19 protein-coding genes are annotated in these 19,701 nt (G+C 72.9%); 15 read left to right on the forward strand and 4 right to left on the reverse strand.

The window, feature by feature from the left end:
- Positions 1 to 5: 5 nt before the first annotated feature.
- From rsmI to GGE06_RS34225, 6 genes are all read left to right on the forward strand, one after another.
- Complete coding sequence (gene rsmI, locus GGE06_RS34200; protein ID WP_184932610.1) at positions 6 to 893, forward strand: 16S rRNA (cytidine(1402)-2'-O)-methyltransferase; 888 nt, start codon at positions 6 to 8, stop codon at positions 891 to 893.
- Between the two features lie 138 nt (positions 894 to 1,031).
- Positions 1,032 to 1,469 carry a hypothetical protein gene (locus GGE06_RS34205; protein WP_116160528.1) on the forward strand — a complete coding sequence of 146 codons (438 nt, stop codon included), beginning with the start codon at positions 1,032 to 1,034 and terminating at the stop codon, positions 1,467 to 1,469.
- Between the two features lie 40 nt (positions 1,470 to 1,509).
- A complete protein-coding gene (locus GGE06_RS34210) occupies positions 1,510 to 2,379 on the forward strand; it encodes a TatD family hydrolase (protein ID WP_116160529.1) in 870 nt (289 codons plus the stop codon).
- A 73-nt stretch (positions 2,380 to 2,452) separates the two neighbouring features.
- Positions 2,453 to 3,760 (forward strand): resuscitation-promoting factor, encoded by a 1,308-nt coding sequence (locus GGE06_RS34215; protein ID WP_312883396.1) that lies wholly within the window; start codon positions 2,453 to 2,455, stop codon positions 3,758 to 3,760.
- A gap of 60 nt (positions 3,761 to 3,820) precedes the next feature.
- Positions 3,821 to 4,696 carry a 16S rRNA (adenine(1518)-N(6)/adenine(1519)-N(6))-dimethyltransferase RsmA gene (rsmA, locus tag GGE06_RS34220; protein ID WP_184932612.1) on the forward strand — a complete coding sequence of 292 codons (876 nt, stop codon included), beginning with the start codon at positions 3,821 to 3,823 and terminating at the stop codon, positions 4,694 to 4,696.
- Positions 4,693 to 5,586 carry a 4-(cytidine 5'-diphospho)-2-C-methyl-D-erythritol kinase gene (locus GGE06_RS34225; RefSeq protein ID WP_184932614.1) on the forward strand — a complete coding sequence of 298 codons (894 nt, stop codon included), beginning with the start codon at positions 4,693 to 4,695 and terminating at the stop codon, positions 5,584 to 5,586. Before rsmA ends, GGE06_RS34225 begins: the two co-directional genes overlap by 4 nt.
- On the opposite strand, the gene GGE06_RS34230 is transcribed toward GGE06_RS34225, so the two are convergent.
- The 3 genes from GGE06_RS34230 to GGE06_RS34240 all read right to left on the reverse strand — a co-directional run bounded on the left by GGE06_RS34230 (position 5,583) and on the right by GGE06_RS34240 (position 7,378).
- The gene (locus tag GGE06_RS34230) at positions 5,583 to 6,557 is read right to left on the reverse strand and encodes an NHL repeat-containing protein (protein ID WP_184932616.1); all 975 of its coding nucleotides are present in this window, start codon (positions 6,555 to 6,557) and stop codon (positions 5,583 to 5,585) included. The two genes, GGE06_RS34225 and GGE06_RS34230, sit on opposite strands and share 4 nt — an antisense overlap.
- Positions 6,558 to 6,701: 144 nt before the next feature.
- Entirely contained in the window at positions 6,702 to 7,094 is a 393-nt protein-coding gene (locus GGE06_RS34235; RefSeq protein ID WP_116160534.1) for a PIN domain-containing protein, read from the reverse strand.
- A complete protein-coding gene (locus GGE06_RS34240) occupies positions 7,091 to 7,378 on the reverse strand; it encodes a hypothetical protein (RefSeq protein ID WP_116160535.1) in 288 nt (95 codons plus the stop codon). Before GGE06_RS34240 ends, GGE06_RS34235 begins: the two co-directional genes overlap by 4 nt.
- 93 nt (positions 7,379 to 7,471) lie before the next feature.
- Between GGE06_RS34240 and GGE06_RS34245 the strand changes: the two genes are divergently transcribed.
- The 8 genes from GGE06_RS34245 (at position 7,472) to GGE06_RS34280 (ending at position 18,222) form a co-directional block, all read left to right on the forward strand.
- Positions 7,472 to 9,277, forward strand: coding sequence for an ABC-F family ATP-binding cassette domain-containing protein (locus tag GGE06_RS34245; protein ID WP_184932618.1), 1,806 nt, complete (start codon positions 7,472 to 7,474; stop codon positions 9,275 to 9,277).
- Between the two features lie 138 nt (positions 9,278 to 9,415).
- A complete protein-coding gene (locus GGE06_RS34250) occupies positions 9,416 to 11,263 on the forward strand; it encodes a PQQ-binding-like beta-propeller repeat protein (RefSeq protein WP_184932620.1) in 1,848 nt (615 codons plus the stop codon).
- 13 nt (positions 11,264 to 11,276) lie between these two features.
- The gene (locus GGE06_RS34255; RefSeq protein WP_184932621.1) at positions 11,277 to 13,091 is read left to right on the forward strand and encodes an outer membrane protein assembly factor BamB family protein; all 1,815 of its coding nucleotides are present in this window, start codon (positions 11,277 to 11,279) and stop codon (positions 13,089 to 13,091) included.
- Positions 13,092 to 13,243: 152 nt separating this feature from the next.
- A complete protein-coding gene (locus GGE06_RS34260) occupies positions 13,244 to 13,927 on the forward strand; it encodes a helix-turn-helix transcriptional regulator (protein WP_116165486.1) in 684 nt (227 codons plus the stop codon).
- 127 nt (positions 13,928 to 14,054) lie between these two features.
- The gene (gene galT / locus GGE06_RS34265; RefSeq protein WP_116160539.1) at positions 14,055 to 15,098 is read left to right on the forward strand and encodes a galactose-1-phosphate uridylyltransferase; all 1,044 of its coding nucleotides are present in this window, start codon (positions 14,055 to 14,057) and stop codon (positions 15,096 to 15,098) included.
- Positions 15,095 to 16,063: a UDP-glucose 4-epimerase GalE gene (gene galE / locus GGE06_RS34270; protein WP_116160540.1), complete on the forward strand. Its 969-nt coding sequence runs from the start codon at positions 15,095 to 15,097 to the stop codon at positions 16,061 to 16,063. Before galT ends, galE begins: the two co-directional genes overlap by 4 nt.
- On the forward strand, positions 16,060 to 17,199 hold the full coding sequence (galK, locus tag GGE06_RS34275; protein ID WP_184932622.1) for a galactokinase: 1,140 nt from the start codon (positions 16,060 to 16,062) through the stop codon (positions 17,197 to 17,199). The genes galE and galK overlap by 4 nt, the downstream gene beginning before the upstream one ends.
- Positions 17,200 to 17,439: 240 nt before the next feature.
- Positions 17,440 to 18,222, forward strand: coding sequence for a response regulator transcription factor (locus GGE06_RS34280; protein ID WP_116160542.1), 783 nt, complete (start codon positions 17,440 to 17,442; stop codon positions 18,220 to 18,222).
- Here the strand turns inward: GGE06_RS34280 and GGE06_RS34285 are convergent.
- Positions 18,181 to 18,678: a MarR family winged helix-turn-helix transcriptional regulator gene (locus tag GGE06_RS34285; protein WP_024754861.1), complete on the reverse strand. Its 498-nt coding sequence runs from the start codon at positions 18,676 to 18,678 to the stop codon at positions 18,181 to 18,183. The genes GGE06_RS34280 and GGE06_RS34285 overlap by 42 nt on opposite strands.
- A gap of 163 nt (positions 18,679 to 18,841) precedes the next feature.
- Here GGE06_RS34285 and GGE06_RS34290 point away from each other — a divergent pair, with 163 nt between their 5' ends.
- Positions 18,842 to 19,675: a trans-aconitate 2-methyltransferase gene (locus GGE06_RS34290; protein WP_116160543.1), complete on the forward strand. Its 834-nt coding sequence runs from the start codon at positions 18,842 to 18,844 to the stop codon at positions 19,673 to 19,675.
- Positions 19,676 to 19,701 lie beyond the last annotated feature (26 nt).

The following is a 19,701-nucleotide window of genomic DNA, read 5'->3' on the forward strand; positions in this document are numbered from 1 at the left end:
GGAGGATGGTCCGTGTGACAGGAACGCTGGTACTCGCAGGGACCCCCATCGGCGACATCGCGGACGCGCCGCCCCGGCTCGCCACCGAACTGGAGGGCGCGGACATCGTGGCCGCCGAGGACACCCGGAGGCTGCGCGGCCTCACCCGGGCGCTCGGCATCCACACCACGGGCAGGGTCGTCTCGTACTTCGAGGGCAACGAGTCCGCCCGTACGCCCGAACTGGTCGAGGCGCTGGTCGGCGGCGCGCGCGTGCTCCTGGTGACCGACGCGGGCATGCCGTCCGTGTCGGACCCCGGCTACCGGCTCGTCGCCGCCGCCGTCGAGCAGGACATCAAGGTGACGGCCGTCCCCGGCCCGTCCGCCGTGCTCACCGCGCTCGCCCTCTCCGGCCTCCCCGTGGACCGCTTCTGCTTCGAGGGCTTCCTGCCGAGGAAGGCCGGCGAGCGCCTGGGCCGTCTGCGCGAGGTCGCCGACGAGCGACGGACCCTCGTCTACTTCGAGGCCCCGCACCGCCTCGACGACACCCTCGCCGCGATGGCCGACGTCTTCGGCGCCGAGCGCCGGGCCGCCGTCTGCCGCGAGCTGACCAAGACGTACGAGGAGGTCAAGCGCGGCCCGCTGGCCGAGCTCGCCGCCTGGGCCGCCGAGGGCGTACGGGGCGAGATCACCGTCGTCGTCGAGGGCGCCCCGGAGACCGGCCCCGCGGAACTCGACGCGGAGGAGCTGGTGCGCAGGGTGCGGGTGCGCGAGGAGGCGGGCGAGCGCCGCAAGGAGGCGATCGCCGCCGTCGCGGCGGAGGCGGGACTTCCCAAGCGGGAGGTGTTCGATGCGGTGGTCGCGGCAAAGAATGCGGACGCGTCGGGCCCCGGAAACGGTAAAGGACTAATCTGAAAGGCAAAGCCGAACCCGGCGCCGGGACTGTTCCCAGGGCGCTTGGCAAGGGAACGCCAAAGAGCCTTCCATGGTTCGTCCCCCGCTGATGCGCTCCGGCCCGAAAAGGCGTCCACTGATCAGTGGAGAGGAGCTGGCATGAGCGAGATCACCGGCACCGGCATATCCGTCGCCCATGAGGCGTACGCCTTCGCCTGCATGCGCTGTGGATACGGCTGGGAGCAGGCGTACGACATCGAGCACCACGTCGACGCCGCCGGCCAGGAACACGTCGTCTACAAGGCCGGGGGAGAGCGGGTTCCGTCCCCGCTTTCCAGCCCCACCTGCATGAACTGCGGCGGACACGTCGTCCGGATCATGCGTGCGGGGCAGATATCGTCGGTGGTCGACATGATCGCCGTGACCGAGGGGCACCATCGGGGGGCGCGGGCGACGAGGCCGATCTCCACGACCGGGCCCATCGGTCAGGAGCTGACCGAGGACGTTCCCGAGGAGCCGCCGGTGCCGTCCGAGCCGCCCGTGCCGCACCACTGGCACCTGTCGGACCTCCTGCACCCGTTCCGGCGTCACCAGTAGTCCACACGCCGGCACTCATGGTCCTCGTACGATCGGGACCATGAGTGCCAAGGACGCCCCGCCGCCGCTGCCCGAACCCCTCCTCGTGGAGGTCGCGGACTCGCACACCCACATGGACCTGCAGTCCGGGACCGTCGAGGAGGCCCTCGTCAAGGCCGCCGCCGTCGGCGTGACCACGGTCGTCCAGGTCGGCTGCGACGTGAAGGGCTCGCAGTGGGCCGCCGAGACGGCCGCCGCCCACGAGAACGTGCACGCCGCCGTGGCGCTGCACCCGAACGAGGCTCCGCGGATCGTCCTCGGGGACCCCGACGGCTGGTCCCGGCAGGGCGCCCGTCAGGGCGGCGGCGACTCCGCCCTCGACGACGCCCTCAACGAGATCGACCGGCTCGCCGCCCTGCCGCACGTCCTCGGCGTCGGCGAGACCGGCCTCGACTTCTTCCGTACGGGCCCCGAGGGCATCGCCGCGCAGGAGCGTTCCTTCCGCGCCCACATCGAGATCGCCAAGCGCCACGGCAAGACGCTCGTCATCCACGACCGCGAGGCCCACGCCGACGTGCTGCGCGTCCTCGACGAGGAGGGCGCCCCCGAGCGGACCGTCTTCCACTGCTACTCCGGCGACGCCGCCATGGCCGAGATCTGCGCCGCCAAGGGCTACTACATGTCCTTCGCCGGCAACGTCACCTTCAAGAACGCCCAGCCGCTGCGCGACGCCCTCGCGATCGCCCCGCTGGAGCTCGTCCTCGTCGAGACGGACGCCCCCTTCCTCACCCCCGCGCCCTTCCGCGGCCGCCCGAACGCCCCGTACCTGATCCCGGTCACCGTCCGGGCGATGGCGGAGGTCCGCGGCATCGGGGAGAACGAGCTGGCCGGGGCGATCGCCGTGAACACGGCCCGCGCCTTCGATTACTGATCCATAACGGTTACGTCATGTAGTCGGGTCGCTCGGGAGCGTGACCGGGGCCGGGGCTTAGGGTCCCGGCCTCGTGAGCACTTCCCAGGGCAGTCACCGAGCCGGACGGCGGGCGGCGGGCGCGACCCTGCCCCTGCACGAGCAGCCGACGATGGCGGCGCCCCTCGTCGTACCGGGCACCGCCCCCGCCCCCGCCCCCGCCCCCGGCACCGTCCCCGGCCAGGGCTCCCGCGCCGGGGACCGCCGCGCCGCCCGCCGCCGCAAGGCCTCCGCGGGCCCCGGGGCCGCCGAAGGGCTCCGGAAGCTCGTCCCGCAGGCCCTCGTCGTCGCCTTCCTGGCCGGCGGCACCAGCGCCTTCGTCGCCGACGACAAGGCCGTCGAGCTCACCGTCGACGGCGTCCCGCGCACCCTCCACACCTTCGCCGACGACGTCCGCGAGCTCCTCGCCGACGAGGGCGTCGCCGTCGGCGAGCACGACATCGTCGCCCCCGGCCCCACCGAGGCCCTCGCCAGCGGCGACGAGATCGTCGTCCGGTACGGGCGGCCGGTCTCCCTCACCGTCGACGGGCGGCGCCACCGGATCTGGACCACCGCCGAGACCGTCGAGGGCGCCCTGCACCAGCTCGGGGTCCGCGCGGAGGGCGCCTACCTGTCGGTCTCCCGCGGCGCCGCGATCTCCCGCCAGGGCCTCTCCCTCGACGTCCGCACCGAGCGGGCCGTCACCTTCCTCGCCGACGGACGCGAGCGGACCGTCCGGACGAACGCCGCCACCGTCCGCGAGGCCCTCGCCGAGGCCGGGATCACGCTCTCCGGGCAGGACACCACCTCCGTACCGGCCGGGTCCTTCCCCCGCGACGGCCAGACCGTGAACGTCCTGCGGATCACCGGCTCCCGGCAGGTGCGGGAGGAGTCCGTCCCGTACGCCGTGGAGCAGGTCCGCGACCCCGCGCTCTTCGCCGGCACCGAGGTCGTCGAACGCCAGGGCGTCCCGGGCGTCCGCCGCGTCACGTACAGCCTGCGCACGGTCAACGGCGTGAAGCAGCGGCCCCGCAGGACCGGCGAGGAGATCGTCCGCGAACCCGTCAGCCGCAAGGTGCGGATCGGCACCCGGCCGCTGCCCGCCTCCGTCACCGGCGCCGACGGCCTCGACTGGGGCGCGCTCGCCGCCTGCGAGTCCGGCGGCCGCCCGAACGCGGTCGACCCCTCGGGGACGTACGGCGGGCTCTACCAGTTCGACCCCGGCACCTGGCACGCCCTCGGCGGCAGCGGCACCGCCCAGAACGCGCCCGCCGCCGAGCAGACCTTCCGCGCGAAGAAGCTGTACGTGCAGCGGGGGGCGAGCCCGTGGCCCCACTGCGGGCGCCGGCTCACCCACGGGTAGCCCGCCGCCCGGACCGGTGAGCCGTAGGTCGGCCCCACCGGCGCCCCGTACGCTGTACCGGTGAGCACCACCACCGGCCCCGAAAGCCCCGACGCCCTCCTCGGCCCCGCCGACATCCGTGAGCTGGCCGCCGCCCTCGGCGTGCGCCCCACGAAGCAGAAGGGCCAGAACTTCGTCATCGACGCCAACACCGTCCGGCGGATCGTCCGCACGGCCGAGGTCCGGCCCGAGGACGTCGTCGTGGAGGTGGGTCCCGGACTCGGCTCCCTCACCCTGGCCCTCCTGGAGGCCGCCGACCGCGTGACGGCCGTCGAGATCGACGACGTGCTCGCCGCCGCGCTGCCGTCGACGATCGCCGCCCGGATGCCCGGGAGGAAGGACCGCTTCGTGCTCGTCCACTCCGACGCGATGCACGTCGAGGAGCTGCCGGGCCCGCCGCCGACCGCGCTCGTCGCGAACCTGCCGTACAACGTGGCCGTGCCCGTCCTGCTGCACATGCTGGAGCGGTTCCCGACCATCGAGCGGACCCTCGTCATGGTCCAGGCCGAGGTCGCCGACCGGCTCGCCGCGAAGCCGGGGAACAAGGTGTACGGGGTCCCCTCGGTCAAGGCCAACTGGTACGCGGAGGTCAAGCGCGCCGGGGCAATCGGCCGCAACGTCTTCTGGCCCGCGCCGAACGTGGACTCCGGGCTCGTCTCCCTCGTCCGCCGCACCGAGCCGCTCCCGACCAGCGCGAGCCGGCAGGAGGTCTTCGCGGTCGTCGACGCGGCCTTCGCGCAGCGCCGCAAGACCCTGCGCGCGGCCCTCGCCACGTGGGCGGGCTCGCCCGCGGCGGCCGAGGAGGCCCTGGTGAAGGCCGGGATCTCGCCGCAGGCGCGCGGCGAGTCGCTGACGGTCGAGGAGTTCGCACGGATCGCGGAGGCGAAGCAGCAGTGAGCGTGACCGTACGCGTCCCCGCCAAGGTCAACGTGCAGCTCGCCGTCGGCGCCGCCCGGCCCGACGGCTTCCACGACCTGGCGAACGTCTTCCTCGCCGTCTCCCTGTACGACGAGGTGACCGCCACCCCCGCCGCCGAGCTCACGATCACCTGCGAGGGCCCGGACGCCGACAAGGTGCCGCTGGACCGCACCAACCTGGCCGCGCGCGCCGCCGAGCTGCTCGCCGCCCGGCACGGCATCTCGCCGGACGTGCACCTGCACATCAAGAAGGACATCCCGGTCGCGGGCGGCATGGCCGGCGGCAGCGCGGACGGCGCGGGCGCGCTGCTCGCCTGCGACAGGCTCTGGGGGCTGGACACCCCGCGCGAGACGCTCCTCGACATCTGCGCCGAACTCGGCTCCGACGTGCCGTTCAGCCTCGTCGGCGGGGCCGCGCTCGGCACCGGGCGCGGCGAGAAGCTGACGGAGCTGCCGGTCGGCGGCACGTTCCACTGGGTGTTCGCCGTCGCGGACGGCGGTCTGTCGACCCCGGCGGTGTACGGCGAGTTCGACCGTCTCGCCGAAGGCGTCGACGTCCCGGAGCCGGCCGCCTCCCCGGCCCTCCTGGAGGCCCTGGCGACCGGCGACACCACCGCCCTCGCCGCCGCCCTCGCCAACGACCTCCAGGCCCCGGCGCTCTCCCTGCGCCCGTCGCTCGCCGCGACCCTGGCGGCGGGCACGGAGGCGGGTGCCCTCGCGGCGCTGGTCTCCGGCTCGGGCCCGACGACGGCGTTCCTGGTGAAGGACGCGGAGACGGCCGCCACGGTCGCCGCCGCCCTCACCGCCTCGGGCACCTGCCGCACGGCACGGACGACGACGTCCCCGGCCCCGGGCGCGGTCGTTCTTTAGAGCTTGTTCCTGGAGATGCGGGCGAGCAGCAGGTTCGGGTCCGGGTTCGTGGTGTCGAAGAAGGCCGCGCTGTTCACGTAGACCGTCTTGGCGCGGACCGCCACCGAGGTCGGGTTGTCGAGGCCGTCCGCCGCCGTGAGGACGGTCCTGTGGGTGCCGTCCGCGCGGACGAGTTCCAGTTCGTTCACCGTGTTCAGCGCGGCGAGGACCGTGTCGCCGTGGCCCGTGAAGGTGAAGTCGTCGATGCCGGTCAGCCCGATGGCCCTCGTCTCGATCGGGCCGGCGGTCCGGTCCGGGCCGAACGGGATGCGGAGCAGGGTGCCCTGGGCCGTGTTGGAGACCCAGACGGCGCCGTCGTGGAGCTTGAGGCCGTTGGCGCCGAAGGGGAGCTGCGGGGAGGGCGCGAGGGCCGCACCCGAGGCCCAGACCGTGGGGGTTCCGCCGTTCAGCGGGATGCTCCACACCTCGCCCCGGTTCGAGTCGGCGGCGTAGAGGGTGTCGCAGTGCTCGTCGAGGGCGATGCCGTTGGGGAAGGCGTCGGCCGGGAGCTGGGCGATCTGCTCGGGGGTGCCGCCGCCGGGGGCGATCCGCCAGATGCCGGTCTCGGCGGTGCCGGTGGCGTAGGCGACGTAGAGGGTGCCGTCGTGGGCGCGGGCGATGCCGGCGGCGACGGCGGCGCCGAGGTTCGGGGTCTGCGGGTTCGCGACGTCGGGGAGCGCGGCGATGGTCTTCCAGACGCCCTGCTTGTTCACGCGGGCGACGGCGTGGGCGAAGGCGAAGGTGATGTCCGCGGAGCCGTCGGGTTCGAGGGCGATGTTCTCCGGCGTCTGGCCCTTGGCGAAGTCGAAGTGGGCGATGACGCGGGGATCGGACACCGTCGGGTCGACGGCCGACGCGGGGCCCCCGGCGAGCAGGGTGAGGGCGGTGGTGGCCAGGGCGACGGCGGCCAGGCGGGGGTGTCTCGACGACATGGGCTTCTCCTCGTGGGGGGTGTAGAGACCTGAGGAGAGGCTGTCGGGTGGCCGCCCGGGGAGTACGGCAGCCGTGGCCGGGAGGTCGCCCGCGTGGCCGAGGGCTTGGGACCGGTTGGCAGCGCGGGGCGCCGACGGCCGGGGTCAGTCGTCGAGGCGCTCGTCGTCGATGTCCACGGTCACGGTCCCCGGCGGGTAGAGGTCCGCGCGGTCCGTCAGGATCAGGTCCATGGTGGGGCGATGAGGTGCGGGAAGCGCGGTGTAGAGCGCGTGGCAGACGTCCGGTCCGCCGAAACCGCCGCGCACCATCCGTGCCACGGTCACGGAAGCGACCGTGTCGAGCGGGACGACGTCGATGCCGGGCAGCGCGAGCGCCGCGTCGCCCGCGCCCTCGTCCTCGGTCTCGGCCTGGAGGAGGCAGAGGGCGGGTACCTGGAGGTGGCGGAACGGCGAAGCGGCCGCGTTGTCGGCGACACGCTGGAGCTTCCGGTGGCCGCGAGCGAGAGCCAGTACGGCGGAGGTGTCGAGGATGATCACGCCGCCGTGTCTCCGAGGGCCCTGCGGGCGTTCGCGGCGGCGATCTCGTAGACCTTGTCCAGCGCGTTCGGAGTCGCGTCGAACTCCTCGTCGGTGAGGGTGGAGTGCATCCGCTCGCGCATGATCCGCCGGCTCTCGGCCACCTTCTCCCGTGCCTGCGCGGCGGTGAGCTGGGTCGCGGCCAGTTCGGTGACGAGCGCTCCTATCGTGGTGCCCCGCTCACGGGCCAGCGAGGCGAGATGATCGCGAGTGGTGTCCGGCACCTTGATGGTGGAGTCAGCCATACGACGATGGTACACCGCTGGTGTACCGGAGGTGTACCGGCGGTGGCGCGACGTACCCTAGGACGTCGATCGATCCCCCGTACAGGAGTCAACGTGGCCGTCAACCTGGTCAATGTCGAGGCCGTCAGCAAGGTGTACGGCACCCGTGCCCTGCTCGACGGGGTCTCGCTCGGCGTCTCCGAAGGGGACCGGATCGGCGTCGTCGGGCGCAACGGCGACGGCAAGACCACCCTCATCCGGATGCTCGCCAAGCTGGAGGAGGCCGACAGCGGCCGCGTCACCCACAGCGGCGGGCTGCGCCTCGGGGTGCTCACCCAGCACGACTCCCTCGACCCGAAGGCCACCATCCGGCACGAGGTCATCGGCGTCATGGCCGACCACGAGTGGGCGGGCAGCGCCAAGATCCGCGACGTGCTCACCGGCCTCTTCGGAGGGCTCGACCTGCCGGGCTTCGAGAAGGGGCTCGACACGGTCATCGGCCCGCTCTCCGGTGGCGAGCGGCGGCGCATCGCGCTCGCCAAGCTCCTCATCGAGGACCAGGACCTGATCGTCCTCGACGAGCCCACCAACCACCTCGACGTCGAGGGCATCGCCTGGCTCGCCAAGCACCTCCAGGAGCGCCGCTCCGCGCTCGTCTGCGTCACCCACGACCGCTGGTTCCTCGACCAGGTCTGCACCCGCATGTGGGACGTGCAGCGCGGTGACGTGCACGAGTACGAGGGCGGCTACTCCGACTACGTCTTCGCCCGCGCCGAGCGCGAGCGGATCGCGGCCACGGAGGAGGCCAAGCGGCAGAACCTGATGCGCAAGGAGCTGGCCTGGCTGCGGCGCGGCGCCCCCGCCCGCACCTCCAAGCCGCGCTACCGCATCGAGGCCGCGAACGAGCTGATCGCCGACGTGCCGCCGCCGCGCGACACCAGCGAGCTGATGAAGTTCGCCAACGCCCGCCTCGGCAAGACCGTCTTCGACCTGGAGGACGTGAGCATCACCGCCGGCCCGAAGGAGCTGCTCAAGCACCTCACCTGGCAGCTCGGCCCCGGCGACCGCATCGGCCTCGTCGGCGTCAACGGCGCGGGCAAGACCTCACTCCTGCGGGCGCTCGCCGAAGCGGCCGTCAGCCAGGGCGAGAAGCAGCCCGCCGCCGGCCGGATCGTCGTCGGCAAGACCGTCCGCCTCGCCTACCTCTCGCAGGACGTCACCGAACTCCCGGCCACGCTGCGCGTCCTGGAGGCCGTGCAGCAGATCCGCGACCGGGTCGACCTCGGCAAGGGCCGCGAGATGACGGCCGGACAGCTCTGCGAGCAGTTCGGCTTCTCCAAGGAGAAGCAGTGGACGCCCGTCGGCGACCTGTCCGGTGGTGAGCGCCGCCGTCTCCAGCTGCTCCGCCTGCTGATGGACGAGCCGAACGTCCTCTTCCTCGACGAGCCCACCAACGACCTCGACATCGAGACCCTGACGCAGCTGGAGGACCTCCTCGACGGCTGGCCGGGCTCCATGGTGGTCATCTCCCACGACCGCTTCTTCATCGAGCGCACCACCGACCGGACGTTCGCGCTGCTCGGCGACAAGACCCTGCGGATGCTGCCGCGCGGCATCGACGAGTACCTGGAGCGCCGCCGGACGATGATCGAGGCGTCGGTCCCGGCGCCCGCCGCCGCGCCCGCGCAGCAGAAGCCGGGCGTCTCCGCCGCCGACGCCCGCGCCGCCAAGAAGGAGCTGCAGAAGGTCGAGCGGCAGCTCGACAAGCTCTCCGACAAGGAGGCGAAGCTGCACACCCAGATCGCGGACAACGCCACCGATTTCGAGAAGGTGGCCAAGCTCGACGCGGAGCTCCGGGAACTCGCGGGGGAGCGGGAGGAATTGGAGATGCGATGGCTGGAGCTGGCCGAGGACGCGTAGGCGTCGTTCGCGTCCGCGACGCATAACGAGGGCATCACAGGCCGGTCCTCCCTTGGGTACAAGGGGCGGACCGGTCGCTTTTGCGCCATCGCGTGAGTGGTAGAAAGAAAACCCGTTCACGTCAAGGGGGAACCGCTGATGACCCAGCCGCCCAGCAACCAGCCGCCGGGGGGCTTCGGAGCCCCTCAGGACCCGAACCAGGGCGCCGGCCAGGGCATGCCGCCCGTGCCGCCGGTCCCGCCGCAGGCTCCGCAGACGCCGCCCGCGCCGCAGACCCCGCCGGCGGCCGCGCCGGGACCGTACGGACAGGCGCCGCAGCCCGGTTACGGCTACCCGCAGCAGGGCCAGCCGGGCCCGTACGGCCAGCCGGGCCAGCCCGGCCAGCCCGGTCCCTACGGTCAGCCGGGTCAGCCCGGTCCGTACGGCCAGCAGCAGCCCTACGGCTACCCGCAGCAGGGCCAGCCCGGTCCGTACGGTCAGCAGCAGAACCCCTACGGCGGCTACCCCGCCCCGACCCCGCCGCCGGCCCCCGGCGGCGGCGGCCCGTTCAAGGGCCGGACCGGAATCGTCGCGGGCGTGGCAGCCGCGGCCGTCCTGGTCGCCGCCGTCACGACCTGGGCCGTCGTCGGCGGGGACGACGACAAGGACCCGGTCGCGAAGCCCACCTCCACCGCGACCGCCACCGGCGGGCCCAAGCCCACCGAGTCGGTGGACCAGGGCGACGGCTCGGGCGACGGCGCCAAGGACGGTGACGAGGACCTCAACGCGGGCCGTCAGGCCGGCGAGGCGAAGGTCGACTGGCTGCTGAAGAACGACGTCGACCTGCCCCGCAACGGCTCCGACGTCTTCGGCCCGTGGATCGTCGGCGACACCGTCGTGAAGGCGATGTACAAGGGCATCGACGGCTTCGCCCTGGGCGACGGCACGCGCAAGTGGCACGTGGACGTGCCGTTCGAGCTGTGCGCCGTCCCGCCGGAGCCCGCCGCCGACGGCTCCATGGTCTTCGGGTACGCCGAGAGCGCCAAGGACGGCGCCAAGTGCACCAACCTGCAGAAGATCGACCTCAAGACCGGCAAGGCCGGCTGGAAGAAGGCCGTCCCGAAGGCCACGGGCCTCTTCGCCTTCGACGACAACACCCTGGCCATCAGCGGCAACACGGTCACCGCCGCCGGTTCCAGCAGCGCGTACGGCTTCTCGCTCGCCGACGGCCACCAGCTCTTCAAGGGCGCCGACACCGGCTGCAAGCCCTTCGCGTACGCGGGCGGCAGCAAGCTGATCGCCGCCATGAACTGCCCGTCGGGCAGCACGACCAAGAAGATCCAGGCGGTCGGCCAGGTCGACCCCAACACGGGCAAGCCGAAGTTCACCTTCCAGCTGGAGGCGAACTGGGAGGTCGACAAGGTCTACTCGGTCGACCCGCTGGTCGTCTCGGCCACCCAGCGCGAGCAGAAGAAGTGGACGATCTTCTCGCTCGACGCCAACGGCCGGCTCCGCTCCACGATCCAGGGCGGCAACGACAAGTTCGCGCCCTCGTGCGGCGGCAGCTTCGTCATCTTCGGCAAGAACCTCCAGGGCTGCACGGGTGTCGCGGCCGACGCGAACACCTTCTACATGTCGACCGAGACCGACTACGGCAAGACGAACGAGGTCGTCGCCTACGACCTGAAGACCGGCAAGGCCAAGTGGCGTGCCAAGGCGCCCGAGGGGCGGAAGGTGACCCCGCTGCGCATGGAGGGCTCCGACGTCCTGCTGTACATGCAGACCACGTACGACAAGGGCGGTGCCGTCGCGACCCTCGCCCCGACCGGTGGCGCGCCGAAGATCCTGCTCCAGCACCCGGCCTCGACCTCCGAGATCGAGTCGAGCTTCTACAGCCCGGGTTACGCCTACGGCAGCGGCACCTTCGTGGTGGCGGCCGGGCGTGTGTCGGCGTCCAACGACAAGGAAGAGATGCAGGTCAAGACGATGATGGCCTTCAGCAAGTGAGGTACGCGGACCGATGACGCAGCCACCCCCGCCCCCGCCGAACCAGCCCCCGGACCCGAGGGGCGGATTCGGCGCGCCGACGCCCCCGCCGCCGCAGCAGCCGGAGCCGGGTTACGGATACCCGCAGCAGCCGCCGGCCGCCCCCCAGCCCGAGCCGGGGTACGGATACCCTCAGCAGGCGCCGCAGCAGCCGTACGGCTACCCGACCGCGCCGCAGCAGCCGCAGCAGCCCCAGCAGTACGGCTACCCGGCCCAGCCACAGCAGCCGGGCCAGCCCCCGTACGGCTACCCGGCCCAGCCGCAGCAGCCCTACGGCCACCCGCAGCAGACCGTCGCGGCTCCGGCCGTGTCCGGCGGCAAGAAGCTGTCGGCGCAGCTGCAGATCGTCATCGCGGCGGTCGTCGCCGTCGTCCTGATCGTCGGCATCGGCATCTGGTACGCCAACTCCGGTGACGGCGGCGACGAGGCCAAGGGCACGGGCGGCACCTCGCAGGGCTCCACCGGCGGCGACACCGGCGGCAAGGGCATCGGCGGCGGTGGCAAGGAGAAGGTCCCGGCGAACACCAAGGCGAAGGTGTCCTTCCTGGTCGGGGAGCCGAAGGTCGCGGACGTCACGGACGTCGCCGGTTCCTTCATCACCGACAAGGCGTTCGTGAAGCCGGGCGTGAACTCGCTCGTCGCCTACGACCTGGACAAGGGCAACGTCCTGTGGACGCTGCCGCTGACCGGTCAGATCTGCGGCACTTCGCGGCACGTCACCGCGGACAACAAGGCCCCGATCCTCTTCGAGGCCGCCAAGCGCGTCGCGCCGCGCTACTACCAGCAGTGCACCGAGGTCGGCGTCGTCGACCTGAACACCGGCAAGCTGCTGTGGTCGACCTCCGTCACCGGCGGTTCCGCGGGCGACGCGAAGGCCCGGTTCGGCGAGGTCACGCTCAGCGGGACGACCGTCGCGGCCGGCGGCACCGACGGCGGCGCCGCCTTCGACCTCGCCAACGGCAACCCGCGCTGGAAGCCGCAGGCCAACGACCAGAACTGCTACGACATGGGGTACGGCGGCGGCGAGGGCCTCGTCGCGGTCCGCAAGTGCGGTCAGTACGACAACCCGAACGTGCTGATCCAGAACCTCAACCCGACGACGGGCGCCCCGCTCTCGCAGTTCAAGATGCCGCCCGGCGTGAAGTACGCCTCGGTCGTCTCCACGAAGCCGCTGGTCGTCGCGACCGACATCGGCGACAGCTCCGGTGACGGCAGCGGCATCACGGACTTCTTCTCGATCGACGAGAAGACCGGGAAGCTGAAGGCGAAGATCACGGCGGACCCGGAGCAGTACGCGGCCCGCTGCCGCCCGACCGAGGTCGAGTCCTGCCAGCAGGCGCTCGTCGGCAACGGCCGGCTGTACCTGCCGACCGAGGAGCACGAGGGCAGCACCGGCGAGTACGGCGACGAGACGAACGAGATCATCGGCTTCGACCTGACCACCGGGCGCACGGTGCCGGAGAAGGCCGACGCCGGCGACAAGTACACGTTCGTCCCGCTGCGGATGGACGGCGGCAACCTCATCGCCTACAAGGAGCCCCCCTACAACCAGGGCGGCCGGATCGTCTCGGTCGACGGCGGCACGATGAAGGAGACGCTCCTCCTGGAGAACCCGGCGAACAAGTCGCTGAACAACCCCGAGTCGAGCTTCAGCCTGAACGGCGCCGAACTCCTCTACCAGAACGGGCGGTTCTTCATCTCGGAGAACATGGTCAGCAAGCCGCGGGAGAACCCCGGGCCCAACGACATCAAGGAGTACCTGATCGCCTCCTGGTCCGTCGGGCACTGACGCGCGCTGACGACCCGCACGACCCCGTGGGCCCCTCCGGTGATCCGGAGGGGCCCACGCGCATGTCGGCGGCCGGGGCGGGGGAGCGTGTAGCTTGCCGGTTTCAGGCCGCCGGGGCGTCCGGCCGGTCAGGAGGAGGGGGGATGACCGGGATGGGCGTACGCCTCGTGGTGGTGGACGACCACCGCCTGCTCGCGGAGGCGCTCGCCTCGGCGCTGAAGCTGCGCGGGCACCGGGTGCTCGCGGCGGCCGCGCCGGTGGCGGGGGCCGCGGAGCTGGTGGTGAGCCGGGCGCCGGAGGTCTGTCTCCTGGGCACCGCGGCGCCGGACGCGCCGGGGACCTTCGACCCGGTCGTACGGATCAAACGGGAGCGGCCGCAGGTGGCCGTCGTGGTGCTCGGCCCGGTGCCGTCGCCGCGCGGGATCGCGGCGGCGTTCGCGGCCGGGGCCTCGGGGTACGTCCGGCACGACGAGCGCATCGAGGGCGTCGAGCGCGCCCTGGTGAAGGCGCGGGCGGGGGAGCCGGCGGTGGCGCCGCAGCTGCTCCAGGGGGCCTTCGCGGAGCTGCTGCACCCCTCGGCGCAGCCGGACGACGAGGCGCAGCGCCTCCTGCGGCTGCTCACGCAGCGGGAGGTGGAGGTCCTCGTGCGGGTCGCGGAGGGCGAGGACACCCGGCTGATCGCGGCCGGGATGGGGATCGCGCCGAGCACGGCGCGGACGCACGTGCAGCGGGTCCTGATGAAGCTGGGGGTCGGTTCGCGCCTGGAGGCGGCGGCGCTCGCCGCGCGTACGGGGCTGCTCGACCGGGCGCTGCCGGGACCCCGCGGCCCGCACTGAGGTCGAGGATGCTCGTCCGGCCGGCCCCGTCCGTGTGAGGGGGCCGGCTTCGCCATTGACGGTGATGTTCGAATGTGGTTTTTTGTGCGTGGTTCTGTTTGGTTGGTCCTGCCCGGAGGGCACCCCCGTGAAGAAGACCGTCACCACGCTCGCCGACGGGCGCGAGCTGATCTACTACGACACGCGCGACGACCTCGTCCGCACCGCCGTCGACCCGCGCCCCCTCACCCCCGTCGTCTCCCGCTCCGAGATCCGGTACGACGAGCTCACCGGCGACCGCGTCGCCGTCGCCTCGCACCGGCAGGCCCGCACCTACCACCCGCCGGCCGACGCCTGCCCGCTCTGCCCCGCCCGGGACGGCCGCGAGAGCGAGGTCCCCGAGGAGAGCTACGAGGTCGTGGTCTTCGAGAACCGCTTCCCCTCCCTCTCCGGCGGCGTCGGCCGCTGCGAGGTCGTCTGCTTCACCGACGACCACACCGACTCCTTCGCCGACCTCACCGAGGAGCGCGCCGCGCTCGTCCTCGACGCCTGGACCGACCGGACCGCCGCGCTCGCCGCCCTGCCCGGAGTCGAACAGGTCTACTGCTTCGAGAACCGCGGCGCGGAGATCGGCGTCACGCTGCCCCACGCGCACGGCCAGATCTACGCCTTCCCGTACGTCACGCCCCGCACGGCCGCCATGCGTCGCCGCGCCGACGAGCACCGCGCGGCGACCGGCCGGAACCTCTTCGACGACGTCGTCGCCCGCGAACGCGCCGACGGCGAGCGGGTGGTCCTGGAGACCGAGCACTGGATCGCCTTCGTGCCGTACGCCGCCCACTGGCCGTACGAGGTCCACCTCCACCCCAAGCGCCGGGTGCCCGACCTGCTCGCCCTCGACGCCGCCGCGCGCACAGAGTGCGCACAGGTCTACCTGGAACTCTTGAGGCGCTTCGACCGGATCTTCGGCCCGGACGAGCCGCCGACGCCCTACATCGCCGCCTGGCACCAGGCGCCGTTCACGGACGAGCGGCGCGAGGACTTCGGACTGCACCTGGAGCTTTTCACCGTCCGACGGGCCTCTGGCAAGCTGAAGTTCCTCGCGGGCACCGAGTCCGGCATGGGTGCGTTCATGAACGACATCCGGCCGGAGGACGCGGCCCGACGACTCCGAGAGGTGGCAAGCGCATGACACGGAAGTATCTGGTGACGGGAGGCGCCGGGTACGTGGGCAGCGTCGTCGCCGCCCACCTCCTGGAGCGGGGCCACCGGGTCACCGTCCTCGACGACCTCTCCACCGGCTTCGCCGAAGCCGTCCCCGAGGGCGCCGAGTTCATCGAGGGCCGCATCCAGGACGCCGGGCGGTGGCTGGACCCCACGTACGACGGCGTCCTGCACTTCGCCGCCTTCTCCCAGGTCGGCGAGTCCGTCGCCCGGCCCGAGAAGTACTGGGAGAACAACGTCGGCGGCACCATGGCCCTGCTCGCCGCCATGCGGTCGGCCGGCGTCCGCAGGCTGGTCTTCTCGTCCACCGCCGCCACCTACGGCGAGCCGGAGAGCGTGCCGATCACCGAGACCGCGCCGACCGCGCCCACCAGCCCGTACGGCGCGAGCAAGCTGGCCGTCGACCACATGATCGGCGGGGAGTGCGCCGCCCACGGCCTGGCCGCCGTCTCGCTGCGCTACTTCAACGTGGCCGGGGCGTACGGAGTGCTCGGCGAACGCCACGCGCCCGAGTCCCACCTGATCCCGCTCGTCCTCCAGGTCGCCCTCGGCCGCCGCGAGGCGATCTCCGTGTACGGCGAGGACTACCCGACCCCGGACGGCACCTGCGTCCGCGACTACATCCACGTCGCCGACCTCGCCGAGGCCCACCTCCTCGCGCTCGACGCCATGACGGCCGGCGAGCACCTGATCTGCAACCTCGGCAACGGCAACGGCTTCTCCGTCCGCGAGGTCGTCGAGACCGTCCGCAAGGTCACCGGCCACCCGATCCCGGAGATCACCGCCCCGCGCCGCCCCGGCGACCCCGCCGTCCTGGTCGCCTCCGCCGAGGCCGCCCGCGAGCGGCTCGGCTGGACGCCGTCCCGCCCGGACCTCGCGGACGTCGTCGCCGACGCCTGGGCCTTCGCCCGCCTCCGGGAGGAGGGCGCATGAGCCTCGCCGCGGACTTCGAGGCGCTGTACGGCGCCGCGCCCGACGGCCTCTGGGCCGCCCCCGGGCGGGTCAACCTCATCGGGGAGTACACCGACTTCAACGACGGCTTCGTGCTGCCGCTCGCCCTGCCGCACACCACCGTCGCCGCCGTCTCCCGCCGCGACGACGGCGTCCTGCGCCTGCACTCCGCCGACACCGACGGCGGGATCGTCCAGCTGGCTACCGATGGCCTGGAGCCGCTCTCCGGCGGCGGCTGGGCCGCCTACCCGGCCGGTGTCGTCTGGGCGCTGCGGGAGGCCGGGCACCCGGTCGCCGGAGCCGACGTCCACCTCGCCTCGACCGTGCCCACCGGCGCCGGGCTCTCCTCCTCGGCGGCCCTGGAGGTCGTCGTCGCGCTCGCCCTGAACGACCTGTTCGGGCTCGGGCTCTCCCGCCCCGAGCTCGCCCGGATCGCCCAGCGCGCCGAGAACGCCTTCGTCGGCGTGCCCTGCGGGGTCATGGACCAGATGGCCTCCGCCTGCGCCGAGGAGGGCCACGCCCTCCATCTGGACACCCGGGACCTCTCGTACCGTCAGGTCCCCTTCGGCCTCGCGGGGGAGGGGCTGCGGCTGCTCGTCGTCGACACCCGCGTGAAGCACGCGCTCGGGGACGGCGCGTACGCCGAGCGGCGCGCCGGGTGTGAAGCGGGTGCGCGGGCGCTCGGGGTACGCGCCCTGCGCGAAGTCAGCGCCGCGCATCTGCCGGAATCACTCGCACGACTGAGCGACGAGACGATTCTGCGGTACGTGCGGCACGTCGTCACCGACAACGCGCGGGTGGAGCGGACCATCGCCCTCCTCGACGCCGGCGCCACCCGGGAGGTCGGCCCGGTCCTCACCGAGGGCCACGCCTCCCTCCGGGACGACCTGCGGGTCTCCTGCCCGGAGCTCGACCTCGTCGTCGAGGCGGCGAACGCGGCCGGGGCGCTCGGCGCCCGGATGACCGGCGGCGGCTTCGGCGGCTCCGCCGTGGTCCTGGTGGAGGCGGAGCGGGCGGAGGAGGTGTCCGCCGCCGTGGGGAAGGCCTTCGCCGCGGCCGGATACGCGCCCCCGGGGATCTTCCCCGCCGTGCCGTCGGCGGGCGCGCGCCGCGTCTGAACGGCGTCCCCGAACACCGCTCGCATTCCCACGACTTCGGACAGTTCCGCGAAACGGCCCCCACCGCGCCGCCCCGCCCCTACTCTGAGGGGCAGCGCCGGTGGGGGCCGGTGCTGTTCAGGGGGCGAGACCCGTCGGGTACGGCGCCAGAAGCGGGGTAGCAGTCAACGCACGGCGGCGGCCGTGCCGTCGACGGCCCCGCCTCCGGCGCCGTACCCGCGTCGGTCCGTTCCTCGACACTTGGGAGTGTCCGTGGCACGCATCCGCGTCCTGGTGGTGGACGACCACCGCATCTTCGCCGAATCGCTGGCCGCCGCCCTCGCGGCGGAGCCCGATGTCGACGTCGCCGCCGCCGGCAGCGGCCCGGCGGCCCTGCGCTGCCTGGAGCGCGGCGCGGCGGAGGGCCGCAGGTTCGACGTGCTGCTCGTCGACGCCGAGCTGGGCGCGGGACCCGCCGGCGCGGCCGTGGCGCGCGCGGTGCCCGACGACGCCGAGGGCGCGGTCGACGGGATCTCGCTGGTCACGGGCGTACGACGGGTGCAGCCCGCGCTCCGTACGGTCGTCCTCGCCGAGAAGGACGATCCGCGCCGCGCCGCCCTCGCGCTCCAGGCGGGGGCCTCCGGCTGGGTCGCGAAGGACTGCTCGCTCCAGCGGCTGCTCGCGGTGGTCCGGGGCGTGCTGCGGGACGAGACGCATCTGCCGCCCGCGCTGCTCACGGGCGTGCTGCGGGAGCTGACGGAGGCGCGCAGGCACCGGACGGACAGCGAGCGGCTCGTGGAGTCGCTGACGCCGCGCGAGCGGGAGGTGCTGCGCTGCATGGTGGCGGGTCTGGGCCGCAAGGCGGTCGCCGAGCGCCTCTTCCTGTCCCCGCACACCGTCCGTACGCACATGCAGAACGTGCTGGGGAAGCTGGGCGTGCACTCGACGCTCGCGGCGGTGGCGCTGGCCCGCCGGGCGGGCGTGGGTCCCGCGGAGCCGGTGCTACCCGGGGACGTTGTCGAACGGGGCGGTCAGCCGGCGTAGCAGCGCGGCCAGTTCGCCGCGCTGGGCGCGGGAGAGCTGGGCCAGGATGGCGCGCTCCTGGGCGAGGAGTCCGGCGAGCGCCTCGTCGGCGCGGTCGCGGCCCTCGGGGGTGAGCCGGACCAGGACCCCGCGCCGGTCGCTGGGGTCGGGGAGCCGCTCGACGAGGCCCTTCTTGGTGAGCCGGTCGATGCGGTTGGTCATGGTGCCCGAGGTGACCAGCGTCTGGGTGAGGAGCTGGCCGGGGGAGAGCTGGTAGGGCGCTCCGGCGCGGCGCAGCGAGGTGAGGACGTCGAACTCCCAGGGCTCCAGCTGGTGCTCGGAGAAGGCGAGCCGACGGGCGCGGTCGAGGTGGCGGGCGAGCCGTGAGACGCGGCTGAGCACCTCGAGCGGTTCCACGTCGAGGTCGGGGCGCTCGCGGCGCCATGCTGCGACCAGTCGGTCGACCTCGTCCTCCATGACGATCAGTGTAAAGGGTCTGTTGACATAAAGTCTCTTGTGTTCAAGCTTCTTGATCTCAAGTATCTTGGAGTCAAGATATATTTCCCTGGACTATGGGGAAGGGACCCCGCCGGAACTCCGTTCCGCTTCGGCAACACCTGCCAGCAAGGGGGCTTCGAACATGCATTCCGTGGACACCGCCGCACCGACCTGGGATCCACAGCAGTACCTCCGACACTCCGGCCACCGCACCCGCCCGTTCCTCGATCTCCTCGCCCGAATACCCCAGCTGCCCGCCCGGCAGCGTCCCGCCCGCATCGCCGACCTCGGCTGCGGACCCGGCAATGTGACGGTCCTCCTCGCCGACCGGTGGACCGACGCCCACATCACCGGGTTCGACCTGTCGCCGGAGATGCTGGAACGTGCGGAGAAGGACTGGTCGGGAACCACCCGGGGCGGCGGCTGGCTCGACTTCCGGACCGCCGACGCCGCCCACTGGACCCCCGACGAGCCGTACGACCTGATCGTCTCCAACGCGGCCCTCCAGTGGGTGCCCAACCACCCCGAGTCCTTCGCCGCCTGGATCGAGGGACTCCGCCCCGGCGGCACCCTGGCCTTCCAGGTCCCCGGCAACTTCACCTCGCCCAGCCACGCCCTGCTCGGCGAGCTCTGCGAGACCCCCGAGTGGCGCTCCCGCCTCGGCGACCAGGGCCGCCGCTACGTCCACATCCTCGACACCGACGAGTACCTCACCCGCCTCACCGACCTCGGCTGCGAGGCGGACGTCTGGGAGACCACGTACTGCCAGCTGCTCCAGGGGGAGGACCCCGTCCTGGACTGGGTCAAGGGCACCGCGCTGCGGCCCGTCCTCACGACCCTGGGCGACGACCGGGAGGCGGTCGACGCCTTCCTCGACCAGTACCGCCGGCTCCTGCGCGAGGCCTACCCGCCGGGCCCGCACGGCACGGTCTTCCCCTTCCGCCGGATCTTCGCCGTCGCCCGCAAGGGCTCGTGACACACGGGGGCGCCCCGCACCGGGGG

It is taken from the genome of Streptomyces nymphaeiformis, from assembly GCF_014203895.1.
Classification (GTDB): domain Bacteria; phylum Actinomycetota; class Actinomycetes; order Streptomycetales; family Streptomycetaceae; genus Streptomyces; species Streptomyces nymphaeiformis.